Below are 15,486 nucleotides of genomic sequence, written 5' to 3' on the forward strand. Positions count from 1 at the left end.
CGCCTAAGGGTTATATACGGACAAATGCCGTTTCGAGTGTGATAAAGAACGAGTCTTACCGCTGAGCGGGAACCCGGGGCGCCGAGGGCGGAAACGAGGCCGTTCGGGGGACGGCGTCAGGCGGCCCGGTGGATCTCGGGTTGCGCGGCGAACCAATCGATGGTTTCGCGCAGTCCCCGGCGCCAGTCCACTCGGGGTTCCCAACCCAGCAACGTGCGCGCCCGGGTGATGTCCGGCCGCCGGGTGGTGGGGTCGTCCACCGGGCGCTCGACGAACTCGATGCTCGACCGCGAACCGGTCAGTTCCAGGATCCGACGCGCCAGTTCCAACACGCTCATCTCGTTCGGGTTGCCGATGTTGACCGGGCCCGCATGCGAAGAGGCGGCGAGCGCCAGGATCCCCGCCACCGTGTCCTCCACATGGGTGATCGACCGGGTCTGCGACCCGTCCCCGTGCACGAGCAACGGCTCCCCGCGCAGCGCGGCACACGTGAACGCGGGAATCGCCCGCCCGTCGCGAGGACGCATGCGAGGCCCGTAGGTGTTGAAGATCCGCACGATGGCGGCATCCAGCCCCCGCGAGTTGCGGTAGGCCATCACCAGCGCCTCCGAGAAGCGTTTGGCCTCGTCGTACACGCCACGGGGGCCGATCGGGTTGACGTTGCCCCAGTACTCCTCCGGCTGCGGATGCACCAACGGGTCGCCGTAGACCTCGGACGTGGAGGCCAGCACGAACCGGGCGTTCTTCTCCGCCGCCAACCCCAGCGCGTGCAGCGTGCCCAGACTGCCCACCTTCAGCGTGTGAATGGGGAACTCCAGGTAGTCCAACGGCGACGCGGGCGAGGCGAAGTGCAGGACCAGATCCACGTCGCCCGGCACGTGCACGAACTCCGTCACGTCGCAGCGGGTCAACCGGAACTCCGGAGCGGGCAACAGGTGGGCGACGTTGGCGGGTGTTCCGGTGAGGAAGTTGTCCAGACAGATCACCTCGGCTCCCTCCGCCAACAACCGTTCACACAGGTGGGACCCCAGGAACCCGGCCCCGCCGGTGACCACCACGCGCCGGAAGCGACCCGCACGCGGCGCATCGACGCTCGGCACGGACGCGGATCGATCGCTTTCGGTCGACATGCTGCTCCTCCGAACATGCGGCACTGGGACGGCACCCGCTCTACCCGCACACATCACGGACAAACGATGCCTTCACGGACACCCCGCCCTCGCATCTTGGCGTGGACGCCGCCGACACTCCCTACGTCGCCTTCAGCGACGACGACTCCTGGTGGGCGCCGGGCGCGCCGACGCAGGCCGCCGGCGTGCTGGACGCCCACCCGCGCTCCGCGGTGGTGGCCGCGACCATCCTGGTCGGCCCCGGCGAGGAAGCCGATCCGGTCACCGACCTGATGGCCGCCGGCCCGCGGGGACTTCGTCCCGGCACCCCCGGGCCGGCGGTGCTCGGCTTCCTGGCCTGCGGCGCGGTGGTACGCCGCACCGCGTACCGACAGGTCGGCGGATTCGCCCGCTTCCTCGTGATCGGCGGTGAGGAGCAACTGCCGCCCGCGCGACATCGACACGCTCGAGAACGCCCGACGACCCGGTCTCGGGGAATGCACCCACGCCACCGCCGACCACCGCTGAACCACACACCGAAGGACCGAGCGGAGCCGTACCGCACACCGTCGCCCGCGATGGCACCGAGGCGCCGACGGGCGTCGGGCCCGATCGCGCATGCCGGTCGTGTTTCCGGGTAACACCCTGCGGTTGTCGCAACGTGAGGCCCGCGCCGCAGGAGACGCAGGCTCGAACCGGCCGAATCGGCAACGAAAGCAATGGCTCGACGTCAGGAACAGTTCATGGGGCTCACCATCCATCACAGTGCCGATCGGCTCGAGGTCGGCCTGCCGGCGCAGGTGGACCGTCGAAACGCGTCCGCCGCCCTGGACTCTCTGATGCGAATCCTCAACATCCCGCTCGGTCCGGACTGTGCCGAAGTGGTGCTGGACCTGCGGGACACCACGTTCACCGATGAAACCGGGCCATGGCTTCTGGCGGCCGTGCGGCGCGGTGCGGAACTCCTGCACCTGCGGGTGCGCTATCGGGCGTCGGACGCCCACACCGAACGCATCGCGGAAACCGCGGGGCTGCTGCCCGCCGCCGATCCGAGTCGAGCCGAACGGGCCATGGCCGCCGGCTGACGCGAGACGCACCGGATCGGGGCCGAGCGCAAGCCGGGCGGCGTGGCCCCCGGATCCGGCAGTGCCCGTGAACCTGCCGGGTCGCCGCCCGGCCGACCGGCACCGCGGCCTGCGCGGCCCCGCGTGGCGGTCATACCGGGCCCTGTCGATCGAGATCACGGGGCGCCGCTCGGCCGGGTTCCTGCCGGTGGCGACCACGTGGGCGGCGATCCCCTGGAGCTTCACGTCGAGGTCCTGCGACGCGTGGGTGAGCAGTTCCAAGGTCCGGATCCTCGGCGGGCGGCGGAGCATCAGGATGGCGCCCACCCACCTCGTCAGGCCCATCCCCGGGGCCCCGCGTCCGCGATCGATCCCGCGCGCAATGTGTCCGTGGGACGAAACCGGGCAGCGGTTCGTCGTGCGCGGACGGGTAGTACGACTCGCCGACCCCGATCCGGCCGGGCGGCGCCCGTGCCGTCGGGATCGGCTCGTGAGGGGCACGAGGGGCACGAGGGGCACGAAGGGAGCGGCATGAACAGCGAGAACGTGGAGAACATCCGAAACGCCCAGGTCCTCGGCAGTGCCGAGACGATCGGCGCAGGCCACCCGGCCGGCGGAGCCGAGCGTCCCCGCGTCGCGATCGTGACCGGTTCGGAGTCGGGCATCGGACGGGCCACCGCCGTCGCCCTGGCCCGGGCGGGATTCGACATCGGCGTCACCTGGCACCACGACAAGGCCGAAGGTGAACGCACCGCGGACGAGGTCCGCGCCCTTGGCCGGCGCTGCGCCGGTTCCGCGCTCGAACTCACCCGGCTCCCCCAGGTCGGCGCCGTCATCGACCGACTCGCCGACGAACTCGGCCGAGTGGACGTCCTGGTCAACAACGCCGGTATCGGCACCTCGACGCCGTTCCTCGACATCGACATCGACCGGCTGCGCGAAGTCCTCGACGTCGACCTGGTGGCCCCGTTCGTATGCGGTCAGCATGCCGCACGGCGGATGATCACACAGGGCGGCGGTGGCCGGATCATCAACATCACCAGCGTGCACGAACACCAGCCTCGGGTCGGCAGCGCCCCGTATTGCGCCGCCAAGGGTGGCCTGGGCCTGCTCACCAAGACCATGGCGCTCGAACTGGCCGAGCACGGCGTCACCGTCAACGCCGTGGCCCCCGGGGAGATCGCGACGCCCATGACCGGTCAAACGGATGTGAACCCGCGAACCGAACGCCGTCCGGGCATCCCGCTCGGTCGACCGGGGGATGCCCGTGAAGTCGCCGCCGTGGTCGCCTTCCTGGCGAGTCCGGAGGCGGCCTATGTCACCGGCGCCAGTTGGAGCGTGGACGGCGGCATGCTCGGCATGGGCCCCCAGGCGGGTTCGCACCTGACCGACGACTCGTGGCGCCGCCCCTGATCGCCCGGCGCGAACGCCCCTCGGCTTCGAACGCGTTCTCGGAGCAATCGGTTCGAACGTTGGTTTGAGCGGTCCGGACACTGCGGTAGAGGTGATCTTGTGGGTGAGCCGAACGGCGTTGACAGGCCACCCACCCCCGGACGACGCATACCGCCGTCCGCGAGATAAGCGCACCGACGACGCGCGTTCAACGAGCGGTCGCGCGCGTCGTCGGTGCGTCCTTGTGTTCGGCGTGGCGCGAGCCCATCAGGCCCGACCACCCGGTCCGTTGCCGGAGTGCGGCGGACGGCTCCCGGCCGCAGATTCCGTTCAGGTGCGATGATCCTCGGTACCCAGCCCGAGGGCCCTGGCCAGCTGTTGCACGTTCTCGTAGTCGAAGCCGTCGGCCGGCAACTCGTCGACGAGGTTCACCAGGCGGTCGGGGGCGGCCTCCTCGCGCAACCGTGTCAGGAGCGCCTCGCGGTCGGCGGGGTAGACGTCACGGCCCAGGTATCGGGCCAATTCGCTCCGCGTCTGCACGTCGGTCGCATTCATTCCCGGCGGTGTCCCGCCCACGCCCGAGACGCGTTCGACGAGGTCCTCGTTCACCGGAGCGTTGTCGTTCTCGTGAGTGTCCATGATGTGCATCCGATTCACTTCGATGAGGAATCCCGGATCGGACCGGTCGCTCCCGATCCGGGCGAGCACGATCGCCCATACCCACGGTCCTCGCGAGCATCCGCCTTTCGCCGGGACGGCGAAGAACCACCCGAACGCCGATTCGCCGTCTCCCGCGACCGACCGCCCGGTGCCGGACCGCGGGCCCGGAGCCGCCTCGGGGGCGGAGTCCCGTGCCCGGGAGCGCGAGGTGCCGCGCGTCGCGAGCCTGCGGGAGGGCGACAACGCGGCAGGCGGCACCGCCGACAACGCACCACTGGAAGGCGTCGAACCAGCGGGTCAGGTGATCAGGACCTGTGTACACGATTCCTTGAGTTTCGCGTTGGCCCAGCGAACCTGCCGCAACGTGTCGGGGTGGCAGCGTTGGGTGAGGGCCAACAGTTCGGCGTCCTTGAGCCCCTGGGCGGCCTGCCCGATCATCACCCAGTCGACGGAGACCCCGGAGGCCTTGACATAGATCTCGCGCAGGTCGCGCAGCATCAGCAGACTCGTCTCGGGGCGGCGGCCGATCAGCTCGCCCGCCTTCTCCCGCAGGCGCTGGGCGACGCCCGTCTCCTCGGTCGGCTCGGGGTCGAGGTGCAGGTCGAAACGCTTGCCGAGATCCGCGATGTCCCGGGCGTGGCGTTGGGACCACCGGGCCAGGTCGCCGCCGAGATGGTGGATCTCGTGGTCCACTCGGTGGCGGTCCGCCACCCGCAGCAGTTCGCGGGCCAGGTCCAGTTCGTCATGGTGCAGTTCCTGGAGGGCGAGGGCGATCTTCATGTCGGCTTCCCTTCGTTCCCTTCGAGCGCCGCCCCGAACTGCTCGTCGGCTTCGGCCTCGGTTCCACCGCGGGTGCCGTCGACGCCCGGCCCGGCCGGGGCGCCGGCGCCGACGGTGGGCGCGGGGGCGGGCCCGGCGCCGGGGCCGATCCGGCGCAGTGCGGCGGCGGCGGTTTTGAAGATCGGCTGTTTGGAGGCGGGGTCCCAGTCGGTGAGGGTCAGTTCGTTGGCCGCGCGACCGCCGTCGAAGCCCGGTTCGGAGCCGGTTTCGGTGTCCCAGTAGCCGTAGTGGAAAGGAACGAACAGTACGCCGTCGCGGATCTCGGTGATCCGGGCGGCGGCCCGGACGCTGCCACGCGGGGTGCGGATCTCGACGAGATCGCCCTCGTGGATCTCCGCGGCCGCCGCGTCGTCGACCGAGAGTTCCACCCATACCTCCGGCGCCGCCGACTGGAGCTGTGGTGCGCGAGCCGTCTTGGTGCGGGTGTGGAAGTGGTAGAGGGTGCGGCCGGTGATCAGCGCGTAGGGATGCTCGTCGTCGGGTTGCTCGTGCGCCGGCAGGTATTCCGCCGCCTTGATCACCGCTTTCCCGGACGGATTCATCGCCCGGTACTCGACCGGCTCCACGGGCGCTCCGGTGATCAGGTCGCGTCCGTAACTTTCGCAGTAGTCCGGATCGCTCCAGAAGCGGCCGTCTGTGTACAGACGTTCGGTCCCCTCTGGGGCGTCCGCACCGCACGGCCACTGGATGCCGCCGCGCTCCCTGAGCTTGGCGTAGCTGAGGGCCGTGTAGTCGCACGGGCGGCCTCGGCTGCACTCCTGCCAGGCGCGGAACGCCGACTCGGGGTCGTGCCAGGTGATCAGGGGTTGCCCGTCCTTGTCGGTCAGCTCCAGGCGGCGGGCGTATTCGAGGAAGATGTCGAGGTCGGAGCGGGCCTGCCCGGGCGGATCGACGGCCTTCTCGGAGAGGTGGACGGTGCGGTCGGCGTTGGTGAACGTACCGGTCTTCTCGCCCCACCCGGCGGCCGGCAACACGACGTCGGCGAGTTCGCCGGTTTCGGTGAGGAAGAGGTCCTGTACCACCAGGAACAACCGTTGCTGGGACAACACCGAGCGCACGCGCGCGAGTTCGGGCAGGGACACGGCCGGATTCGTGCCGGAGACCCACAGCAGCCGGATCGAGCCTTCCTCGACATAGCGCAGCATCTGCATCAGGTGGGTGGGCGGCGCGTAGTGCGGAATCTGCTCCGGCGCCACGTTCCACAGACGGGCGAGGTCGGCCACATGCGTGTCGTTGGCCCAGTTGCGAAAGCCGGGCAGATCGCCGTCGGCGCCGCATTCACGCGTGTTCTGCGCGGTGGGTTGGCCGTTCATCTGGAGCACACCGCACCCGGGTTTGCCGAGCATGCCCCTGAGCAGATGCAGATTGTTGACCTGGACGGCCGCCGCCGTAGCCTGATGGGACTGATAGAAGCCCTGGAGCACGGTGGAGAGCAGGCGCTCGGCCGTGCCCAGGATGCGTGCGGCGGCGCGGATGCGTTCGGCGGGGACGTCGCAGATGCGGGCCACGAGTTCGGGAGGATAGTCGGCGACCCGCTTTTCGAGTTCGTCGAAGCCGACCACATGGGCGTCGAGATAGTCCCGGTCGATCCAGTCGTTCGCGATGATCTCGTGCAGAAGCGCGTTCATCAGCGCGACGTTCGTACCCGGCCGCGGGGCCAGGTGCACGCGGGCGGCACGTGCCACCGGAGTGGGGCGAGGATCGACGCACACCAGCGCGGGCGGGTTGGAGCCCGCCAGGCGATCCAGCACGCGCATCCACAGCACGGACTGGGTTTCCGCCATGTTGTGGCCGAACAGGGCGATCGCGTCGGCATGGTCGATGTCGGTGTAGGAGCCGGGCTGGCCGTCGCAGCCGAAGGACTCCTTGAGCGCGGCGGCGGCCGTGGCGGTGCACAGCCGGGTGTTTCCGTCCAGGTGATTGGTCCCCAGGCCGCCGTGGGCGATCACGCTCAGCGTGTAGTACTCCTCGGCGAAGAGCTGACCGGTGGTGTGGAAACCCAGTGCGCTGGGACCCTGTTCGTCCAGAAGCTCGCGGGTTCGCCGGACGATCCGATCCATCGCGGTGTCCCAGTCGGTCTCCACCAACCGGCCGCCCTCGCGGACCAGCGGACGGGTCAGTCGGTCGGCCGAGCCGTTGGCCTGCCAGCCGAACAGGTCCTTGGGCCCCAGTCGTCCGTGGTTGACCCGGTCGCCGGCCCGCCCGCGCACCCCCACCATGCGGCCGTCCTTGACCGCGATGTCCATCGCGTCACCGTTGGAGTGCAAAATCGATGCGGTCGGCACCCAACGGTCCACGTCGCCGGGAGTGACACCCTGCGCCAGGTGGGTGTCCACCCGGACCGGCCACGCCTGCCCGGGCCCGTACGGTGTGCGTGTCCCCCACGGCTCGGCGATCCGATCCTTGCGCCTCACATGCCGTTTTTCCTCCTGCGCCATGTCGGCCACGGCTACCCGAAGGAGCCCGTCACAAACTGCGTCGCGTCCCGAGCGGAGGATGCGTCTCCGCGCCATCGGACCGGTTCCGCGGTGATCGAGAGAGTCGAAACCGTGCGCCGGCGTCGCGGGAGAAAAGCTGCCTTTTTGGGAAAATCGGTGATTGGTGTCGGGGAACCCGGGTAGCGGGATCGACGGAAATCGAATCCCAGGAGGTGTCATGTCCACGCAGGAGACAGGTCGGGTCACCGGCACCAAGGACAAGGACTACAACATCTTGTGGTTCACCGAGGCCTGCCTGAGCAACGCGCTGCGGCTGGAGACCTACATCGAGGATGCCGAGCGCGAGGGCGATGCGGAACTCGCGGACTTCTTCCGCCGCGCGCAGGGCGAGAGCCGCAAGGGCGCCGAGCAGGCCAAGGCGCTGTTGGCGAAGCGTCTCAGCGCATAACACACCCGCAACCAAGCGTCACCGATGGCGCCGCCCTCGGGCGGCGCCATCGCTGTGCCGTCATCGACGGGAAGCACGACCTTGGCACTCGACGCTCGGTGACCGGTCGGCGGGAACGGGCGAGCCGCCGCGCGGACGGCGGGAGGGCAGGAGGCACGGGACGTCCTGCCGTTCCCGCCGGTCCGCGATCGTCACCGACGCGAAGCACCGCGCCCGTTCTCGTGAGGGGACATCCCGTCCGTCCTCACCCGTTGACCGCCGTCGGCGGGTCCGGCGTTGCGATACGCGTCCGACAGCCACACCAGTGCCCGGGCCATCGCCTCACCGCCCGCCGATTCCTCGGCCTCTCGCGCCGCGCAACGATCCGACCCGACTCCGTTCGTCCCCATCACCCACGCTCCTCACCGGCCGCCCACCCCGGGCGTCTGCACCAAGACTGTCCGCGTCCGCCGCGGACATGCGCGGCGAACCGCCGATAATTCGGCGCGGTACGAGCGCCCCACCCGGCGAGGACGCGCAGCGTCACGTGGTCGCCCACAACCCCGGCGCGCGACCACGCACGCGCCGGTGAGCGCCCGTCCCGCCGGCTACGCCGCCCGGCCGGCCAGGAGCCTGCGGGTCACGGTCGCCAGCCGCGCGCCCTGATACCGGGCGGCCTCGAGGATGTTGTCACCGGGCTCACCGGTGCCGGACGCGTGCGCGGTGCCGTACGGGTTCCCGTTGGCGCCGTACACGACGGGGTCGGTGTAGCCCGGCGAGACGATCAGCGAACCCCAGTGGTGCAGCGTGTTGTACAGCGCCAACAGGGTCGACTCGTTGCCGCCGTGCAGATTCGCGGCGCTGACGAAACCGGTCGCCGGCTTGTCGACGAACACGCCCTGCTGCCACAGCCCGCTGGTGGTGTCGATGAACTGCTTGAGCTGCGACGAGATGTTGCCGAACCGGGTCGGCGAGCCGAACGCGTAGGCGTCGGCCCACACCAGGTCGTCCAGCGTCGCGACCGCCGTGTCCCGGGTGGCGTCGAGGTGCGCACGCCATGCCGGTACGGAGTCGACGACCTCGTCGGGCGCCGACTCGGACACCCGGCGCAGGCGCACCTCGGCCCCGGTCTTCTCGGCGCCTTCCGCGACCGCGCGGGCGAGTTGATGCACGTTGCCCGTGGACGAGTAGTAGACGACGGCGATCTTGGGGGTCATGACGGAACCTCCGGCAGCGACTGAACGGATTGCTATCCGCTTCGCCGGAGAGTCAAGCGGATAGCAATCCGTTTGGCAAGCAGGAAGCGGATGACTATCCGCTAGGCTGCGATCATGAGCCCCGCGCCCCGCATCGATCTGCCGATGGCCGAAGACCGCCCGCCGGAGCGGGCCGACGCGGCCCGCAACCGTCGCCGGATCCTCGATGCCGCGGGCAGGATCGTCGCCGAGCAGGGCCCCGAGGCGCTCACCATGAACGCGGTCGCGCATGCCACCGGCATCGGCGTCGGCACGGTCTATCGCCGGTTCGGCGACGTCGCGAGCCTGTTGTTCGCACTGCTGGACGAACGCGAACAGACCTTCCAGGCGGCCTTTCTCGCCGGCCCGCCTCCGCTGGGCCCGGGCGCGCCCGCCGCCGACCGCCTGCGCGCGTTCCTGCACGCACTCCTCGACCGGGTCGCCGAACAGCACGCCATGCTGCTCGCCGCCGAGGTCGCCGATCCGTGTGCGCGTTACGTCAGCCCGCCCTACCGCGCGCTGCGGATCCATACGGCGACGCTGATCGCCCAACTGCGGCCGGACGCCGACGCCGCGACCGTCGCGGACTTCGTCCTGTCCCCTCTCGCCCCGAGCATGCTGCACCACCTGCGCACCGACCGCGGACTGACGATCCCCGAGATCAAACGCGCCCTCGACCAGACCCTGGAGCTGTACGGGCTGCGCTGACCCGGCCGCGCCGCCGTCCACGCCTCGTCCGCCGCTGTCGGCCGCGCGTCCGCCGTCGCGCCACCCCGCGCCCCGACCGCGACACCCGTGCGGATGCGCCTCGGCGACGGCGGGGCCCGAACCGTGCGTCCGACCGTGCCGCCGCGCCGAACGCCGGTCGACGGAGCGGCTTTTCCCACTTCCGGGAGGCTGCCCGCGGAACATGGGTTTGGCGACGGGTCGATGGGCGAGGCTCTCCCACGGCCGGCACTCGACAGGCCCGTTCCGGGATGAGACGGGGAGGGAAGGATGGATACCCATCACGACTCGACACACCCCCGGGGAGCAGTGGTCTCACCGCCCTCGCGCGCCGCGATACACCTGCTGCCGGCGGAGGCCCGTTCTCTCGTCGCCGGCAAACACTTCCCCCTCGAAGCCGCGGGCCGCGACGACCCACACACCGACAGCGCCCCCTTCCGCGGGGACGCACCGAACAACCTGCCCCCCGAGGACGGCGCCATCGCGAGTTGCGGCTCACCGCAGGCACGTCTGCTCGACAAGATCCACGACGATCGCTGCGCCACCGAGGTGAACGCGAACCAGACGATCCCGTTCGTCTGGGAACTCGACGCGCCGTACCCGGTGCGCAGATTCAACTACTTCATCACCTGTACGCACTGGGATCCCGCGCAGGCCCTGAGCCGAGCCCAGTTCGAGGCCACCCCCTTCGCGACACTCGTCACCCGCGGCACAGCGACCGCATGCCGCCGGGCGGGGCTCCAGGAACTGCACGAGATCACCCTGCCCCCGCGACTGCCCGGGCACCACGTCGTCCTGGCGGTCTGCGAATTCGCCGATACCGGTAACGCCCTGTATCAGGTCGTCGACCTGCGGTACGTGCCGTTCACCAGCCCCTCGCGACCCGACGAGATCGCCGACGCGTAGCGGGGACGGCGCCACCCCGGCCGGGACGGCGCCGTCGAAGGCCGGCGAGGGTGGCCGCCTCACGGCGGAAGGCACACCGTGGCTCCAGCCGAGCGGTATTCCACGGAGGCAATGGTTGGGCCCGGGGGCACACCCTCACCGACGTTTCATCACAACGGGCGGCGCCGGTCCGACATTCCCGGCCGGGACAACCGTGTCTCCGACGGCCCGCCCGGCACCTGCCCGGGCACCGCGGATCGGCCGCGCCGGGGGCCTCCGGCCCGGGACGGACCGCTCCGTTCGCCGCCGGAATGTGCCCGGCACACACTGGAACCATGGACATCTTGGGCGCAAGGGCGATCGTGGTCATGCCCGATCGCGACGAGGTCGAGGTGACCGTGGACGTCCACGACTGGCCGGTGGACGGCGACGCGTTTCCGCACACCTGGAACGCGGTGGTCCCCCGCGACCTGAACCTGAACGTGGGCGAGGAGATCACCCTGTTCGTTCGGGACGAGAACACCGCCCTGGGACATACATGCGTGGTCGTGTCCAACACCGACCACAAGACCTGCCTGTGCGCACACGAGTGACCAGGACCGCAAGCACCGAGCGCGGATGAACCGGAGGCCGTTCAGGAAGTTCCGGGTTCGTTCCAGCGGCGGGCCGCGTGTTCGCCCAGTGTCGCGACGCGGTCGGTCCAGCGGGTGCCCTTCGCGTGCTCGCTCGCACCCGAGGTCTCCCCGGATTTCGCCGAGGAACCGGCCGAGGGCAACATCCGGGCGGCGAGGGACAGCGCACGGGTCGTGGTGGCCGGGGCCAGTCCGTGGGCGCGGACGGCCGCCTTGGCCACCGCCGTCAGCACGAGTTCGGGCTTGCGTCGGATCCCGGCGCGCACGATCAGCCGAGCCGCTCGCTCGGCGTCCATCGAGATCAGGGGCAGCGACGCGGCGGCGGCGAACCAGGCGTATTCGCGCGAACGTCGTCCCGTGAAACGGGCGGCCCGGTGGGAGCCGGTGCGCATGAGGCCGGGGACCGCCGTGGTCACGCTCACGCCCGAACCGGCGAGTTCGGCTCGCAGGCCCTCGGAGAATCCCGTCGCGGCGAACTTCGCGCAGTCGTAGGGCAGCAGGTGCGGTGCCGCGATCCGGCCGCCGATCGAGGTCACGTTGATCACCCTGCCCTCGCCGCGCTCGCGCATGCCCGGCACCACCGCGAGGGTCAGTCGCACCGCACCCATGAACATGACTTCGATCGCCCGGCGGAACGCGTCGATGTCCAGCGATTCGACCGGGCCCACCGTGATGATCCCGGCATTGTTGACGAGGATCTCCACGGGCCCGTGTCGCTTCGTCACCTCCGCGACCATCTCGTCGATGGCCCGACCATCGCTCAGATCGCACTGCTCCCAGGACACCGGGCGCCCGGTGTCGCGGCGGATGAGCGCCGCGGCCCGGGTCAGTTCCTCCTCGTCCCGGGCGCAGATCGTCACCCGCGCCCCCAACCGGGCCAACTCGCGCGCGATCAGCAGGCCCAGACCGCGCGAGCCGCCGGTGACGAGTGCGACCCGGCCGCGCACGTCCGCCTTCGTACGCGAGCGAATGCGTCCTTGCAGACCGGCCTGCGTGGTGTCGGTCACGGCGTGTCCCTTCTCCTGCGGCAACCGCTCCGGGCGGGCTCCGGGCACGTTCGCAGCCGAGAGCACTGCCGACACCGATGCCCCCGCAGCCGCGTGGCAATCACACCGGTCCCTCTGCTGCGGGCCGGCGGCCGAGAAGGCGGGAGGCTCCGCCCGCTCGGCGGGATCCGGCCACGCCGGCGGTGGCCAACAGTGCCGCCGCGGCGGTCAGCGGGCGGCGGTGCCGGGAGAGCCATGGTTGCGGGGCCCTGCCGTGCGCCTGCTCGTCGAAGTCGCCGTGTGCGCCGCGGTCGTGGTTGCCGGGGCTGCCGTCGTCGTCCAGGGGCAGGTAGAGGTTGCCGGCGTGGTCGGGCTCGGCGGGGTGCGACGTCTGCTGGGACGCGTAGCCGGTGCGGGCCAGGTAGCGGTCGAGCAACGCGGGGGCCAGGCGGTTGGCGAGGATGGTGGCGGCCGTGGAGGCGCCGACCCAGAATTCCTTGCGGCCGGGGTGGTCCGCGGCGAACACGATCGCCCGGGCCGGGATTTCGGGTTGGTAGATCGGCGGGACCGGTTGTGGCTTGCGGGGCAGGCGGGACCGCACCCAGGTGAACTGGGGGGTGTTGACCGCGGGCATCTGCACGAGCGTGATGCGTACGTTGCTCTTCTCGTGCAGGAGTTCGGTGCGCACCGAACCGGTGAAGCCGTTGACGGCGTGTTTGGCGCCGCAGTAGGCCGATTGCAGCGGGATGGGCCGCTCCCCCAGCGCCGAGCCGACCTGGACGATGGTCCCGGCGTCGCGGGGGCGCATGCGCGACAGCGCCGCGCGAGTGCCGTTGACGAATCCGAGGTAGGTGACCGCGGTGGCCCGTTCGTACTCGTCGGCGGTGATCTCGGCGAAGGGGGCGAAGATCGAGGCGAAGGCGGCGTTGACCCACACGTCGATCGGGCCCAGGACGTCCTCGATGCGATCCGCGGCGGTCTCCACCTGCGTGTGGTCGGCCATGTCGGTGGGCAGCACGAGGGCTTGGCCGCCCGCGGCCTCCACCTCGCGGGCGGCGGCGTGCAGGCCGGCCCGACCCCGGGCGAGCAGGGCCACGCTGTCTCCGCGGGCGGCGAACCGGCGCGCCGCGGCGCGTCCGATGCCCGCGCTCGCTCCGCTGACGACGACGATGCGGGTCATGATCGATTCCCTTCCGAAGGCCATGGCCGGCTCAGGCGGGCGGCGGATTCCAGCAGCAGCGCGTGCACGAACGCCTGCGGCAGGTTGCCGCGCAGTTGCCGCTGGGTGATGTCGTACTCCTCGGCGAACAGGCCGGACGGCCCGCAGGAGGCCCGGTTGCGTTCGAACCAGCGATGCGCCCTGACCTCGTGCCCCTGCTGGTGCTCGGCGAGCGCCACCACGAACCCGCAGAGCAGGAAGGCGCCTTCGGCCTCCGCGAGCGGGCGCGCGTCGTGCCGGAAGCGGTACGCGTAGTGGTCCTCGGTCAGTTCGGCCAGATAGGCGTTCAGCGTGGCCACCGTGCGCGGGTCGTCGCCCGCGAGCGCGCCGCGCAGCGACGGGAACAGCAGGGCGGCGTCGCATGCCCCGTCGTTCGGGGAGCGTTTCCAGCGCCCGTCGGGATGCAGGTTGTGTGCGCTCGTGTGCTCCACGATCGCCTCGGCCAAGGCTCGCCAGGTGGGTGCGTCCGGAAGGTGTTCGGCGATCGCCCTCAGCCCCGCCGCGCAGATCAGCCGACTGTGCGTCCACGCGCGCGGCTCCAGCTCCCAGATGCCGGCGTCGGGTTCGAAGCGGCGCCGGGCGATCGCCTCGGCCGCGATCCGGGCGGCCGCCCGGGCGTCCGGGTCGAGGCGGTCGTGCCCGGCGGCCTCGGCGAACAGCAGCAACGCCTCGCCGAACACGTCGAGTTGGAACTGCCGGTTGACCCGGTTGCCGACCAGGTCGAATCCGCCGGGGTAGCCGGGGAGGTCCACGGATCGCCGGTCCGGGATCGGCCCGCCCGCGGCCGTGTACGCGGGCTGCAGGTGCGGCCCATGCTCGTGCAGGCGCCCGGCGACGAAGCGCACCGCGTCGTCGAGCAGGGGGTATGCGCCCGCCGCGGCCACCGCCCGGCCGCCGTAGCACTGGTCCCGGATCCATACGTACCGGTAGTCGTAGTTGCGGCCCTGTTCGGCGCGTTCGGGCAGGCTCGTGGTGGCGGCGGCGACCATGCCGCCGGTCGAGGCGGTCAGCCCGCGCAGCACCGCATGAGCGTGTCGGGCGTCGCGGGGTGCGAGGGTGGCGTCCAGGCGGGGCACCGCCTCGGCCCAGGCCCGGCGGGTCCGCTCCCAGGCCCGGTCGGGATCCACCGGAGCGGGCAGGGTGCGGTCGCCGATCTCCAACACCAGGTCGCGGTGCTCTCCTGCGGCCAGGCGAACCTGCGCGACCAGGTGACCCGTCCCGTCCGGGCGGGCCGACGGCGCCCCCGACCAGCGCACCTCCAGCTCTCCCACGCGTCCGGCCCACCGCCCGTCCGCGTCCCGGGCGAGGGTGCGGGCGACCCGGTCGGCGAAGCCCGTGGCGGGCGCGAACACCACGCGCAGCAGGGCCGGCGCGTCCACGGCGACGATGCGGCGCAGCAACACGGCACGGTGCGTGTCGCCGGGAAAGGCCAGGGCCTCGTGGCACTCGACGATGCCGTTCCGGGTGATCCAGCGACTGCGCCAGATCAGGCTTGCGTCCTCGTGGTGTCCGCCCCACACGAAGGGCCCCAACCGGGGTGACCGCGTAGACGCCGGCGCCGCCGATCAGGGCGCCGAGGACGGCGTCGGACTCCCAGTGCGGGGCGCACATCCACACGATGTCGCCGCGCGGGCCGATCAGGGCGCCGCGTTCGCCGTCGGCCACCAGCGCGTAGTCGCGCAGGCTCTGCGGCGGGAACTGCGGAGTCTTCGCGAACTCGGGGTCGACGTGCATGTGCTTCACCGATCGCAGCGGGTGGCGTCGGCTCGGAGGCGGTGGAGGGCGCCGGCTGCGGTCATCGCGGCGAAGTAGGGCGATGTGCAGCCGTATCGGGCCCGGTCGTGGCCGGGTGTGGATGCGCGGGTCGTGCCTC

15 protein-coding genes and 1 pseudogene are annotated in these 15,486 nt (G+C 71.1%); 7 read left to right on the top strand and 9 right to left on the bottom strand.

The features are described from left to right. Positions 1-116 precede the first annotated feature (116 nt). Positions 117-1,130 (bottom strand): UDP-glucuronic acid decarboxylase family protein, encoded by a 1,014-nt coding sequence (locus tag ACZOOI_RS32630; RefSeq protein WP_465283161.1) that lies wholly within the window; start codon positions 1,128-1,130, stop codon positions 117-119. A gap of 101 nt (positions 1,131-1,231) precedes the next feature. Between ACZOOI_RS32630 and ACZOOI_RS32635 the strand changes: the two genes are divergently transcribed. The 3 genes from ACZOOI_RS32635 (at position 1,232) to ACZOOI_RS32645 (ending at position 3,586) form a co-directional block, all read left to right on the top strand. Further along, positions 1,232-1,750, top strand: a complete 519-nt coding sequence (locus ACZOOI_RS32635; protein ID WP_465283162.1) for a glycosyltransferase — start codon at positions 1,232-1,234, stop codon at positions 1,748-1,750. A gap of 102 nt (positions 1,751-1,852) precedes the next feature. Then, positions 1,853-2,194 carry a hypothetical protein gene (locus ACZOOI_RS32640; RefSeq protein WP_465283163.1) on the top strand — a complete coding sequence of 114 codons (342 nt, stop codon included), beginning with the start codon at positions 1,853-1,855 and terminating at the stop codon, positions 2,192-2,194. Between the two features lie 510 nt (positions 2,195-2,704). Continuing rightward, positions 2,705-3,586, top strand: coding sequence for an SDR family oxidoreductase (locus ACZOOI_RS32645; protein WP_465283164.1), 882 nt, complete (start codon positions 2,705-2,707; stop codon positions 3,584-3,586). Positions 3,587-3,895: 309 nt separating this feature from the next. Here the strand turns inward: ACZOOI_RS32645 and ACZOOI_RS32650 are convergent, their stop codons facing one another. The 3 genes from ACZOOI_RS32650 to ACZOOI_RS32660 form a co-directional block, all read right to left on the bottom strand. Further along, entirely contained in the window at positions 3,896-4,204 is a 309-nt protein-coding gene (locus ACZOOI_RS32650; protein WP_465283165.1) for a DUF2795 domain-containing protein, read from the bottom strand. A gap of 318 nt (positions 4,205-4,522) precedes the next feature. Beyond that, a complete protein-coding gene (locus ACZOOI_RS32655; RefSeq protein WP_465283166.1) occupies positions 4,523-5,005 on the bottom strand; it encodes a hypothetical protein in 483 nt (160 codons plus the stop codon). Then, complete coding sequence (locus ACZOOI_RS32660; RefSeq protein WP_465283167.1) at positions 5,002-7,479, bottom strand: molybdopterin oxidoreductase family protein; 2,478 nt, start codon at positions 7,477-7,479, stop codon at positions 5,002-5,004. Before ACZOOI_RS32660 ends, ACZOOI_RS32655 begins: the two co-directional genes overlap by 4 nt. A 241-nt stretch (positions 7,480-7,720) precedes the next feature. Between ACZOOI_RS32660 and ACZOOI_RS32665 the strand changes: the two genes are divergently transcribed. Continuing rightward, on the top strand, positions 7,721-7,951 hold the full coding sequence (locus ACZOOI_RS32665) for a hypothetical protein (RefSeq protein WP_465283168.1): 231 nt from the start codon (positions 7,721-7,723) through the stop codon (positions 7,949-7,951). A 587-nt stretch (positions 7,952-8,538) separates the two neighbouring features. On the opposite strand, the gene wrbA is transcribed toward ACZOOI_RS32665, so the two are convergent. Then, the gene (gene wrbA / locus ACZOOI_RS32670) at positions 8,539-9,147 is read right to left on the bottom strand and encodes an NAD(P)H:quinone oxidoreductase (RefSeq protein ID WP_391583332.1); all 609 of its coding nucleotides are present in this window, start codon (positions 9,145-9,147) and stop codon (positions 8,539-8,541) included. A gap of 114 nt (positions 9,148-9,261) precedes the next feature. Here wrbA and ACZOOI_RS32675 point away from each other — a divergent pair, with 114 nt between their 5' ends. The 3 genes from ACZOOI_RS32675 (at position 9,262) to ACZOOI_RS32685 (ending at position 11,369) form a co-directional block, all read left to right on the top strand. Next, a complete protein-coding gene (locus tag ACZOOI_RS32675) occupies positions 9,262-9,873 on the top strand; it encodes a TetR/AcrR family transcriptional regulator (RefSeq protein WP_465283169.1) in 612 nt (203 codons plus the stop codon). 288 nt (positions 9,874-10,161) lie between these two features. After that, complete coding sequence (locus tag ACZOOI_RS32680) at positions 10,162-10,797, top strand: lytic polysaccharide monooxygenase auxiliary activity family 9 protein (protein ID WP_465283170.1); 636 nt, start codon at positions 10,162-10,164, stop codon at positions 10,795-10,797. Positions 10,798-11,111: 314 nt separating this feature from the next. Further along, positions 11,112-11,369: a hypothetical protein gene (locus ACZOOI_RS32685; RefSeq protein ID WP_465283171.1), complete on the top strand. Its 258-nt coding sequence runs from the start codon at positions 11,112-11,114 to the stop codon at positions 11,367-11,369. Between the two features lie 41 nt (positions 11,370-11,410). On the opposite strand, the gene ACZOOI_RS32690 is transcribed toward ACZOOI_RS32685, so the two are convergent. The 4 genes and pseudogenes from ACZOOI_RS32690 to ACZOOI_RS32705 all read right to left on the bottom strand — a co-directional run. After that, positions 11,411-12,415, bottom strand: a complete 1,005-nt coding sequence (locus tag ACZOOI_RS32690) for an SDR family NAD(P)-dependent oxidoreductase (protein WP_465283172.1) — start codon at positions 12,413-12,415, stop codon at positions 11,411-11,413. A gap of 100 nt (positions 12,416-12,515) precedes the next feature. Continuing rightward, entirely contained in the window at positions 12,516-13,574 is a 1,059-nt protein-coding gene (locus ACZOOI_RS32695; RefSeq protein ID WP_465284199.1) for an SDR family oxidoreductase, read from the bottom strand. Continuing rightward, positions 13,571-15,133, bottom strand: coding sequence for a glycoside hydrolase family 15 protein (locus ACZOOI_RS32700; protein ID WP_465283173.1), 1,563 nt, complete (start codon positions 15,131-15,133; stop codon positions 13,571-13,573). Before ACZOOI_RS32700 ends, ACZOOI_RS32695 begins: the two co-directional genes overlap by 4 nt. Positions 15,134-15,203: 70 nt before the next feature. Next, a pseudogene (locus tag ACZOOI_RS32705) lies at positions 15,204-15,347 on the bottom strand (hypothetical protein); the annotation flags it as partial. Positions 15,348-15,486: the final 139 nt, after the last annotated feature.

This window comes from Embleya sp. L77 (assembly GCF_055557415.1).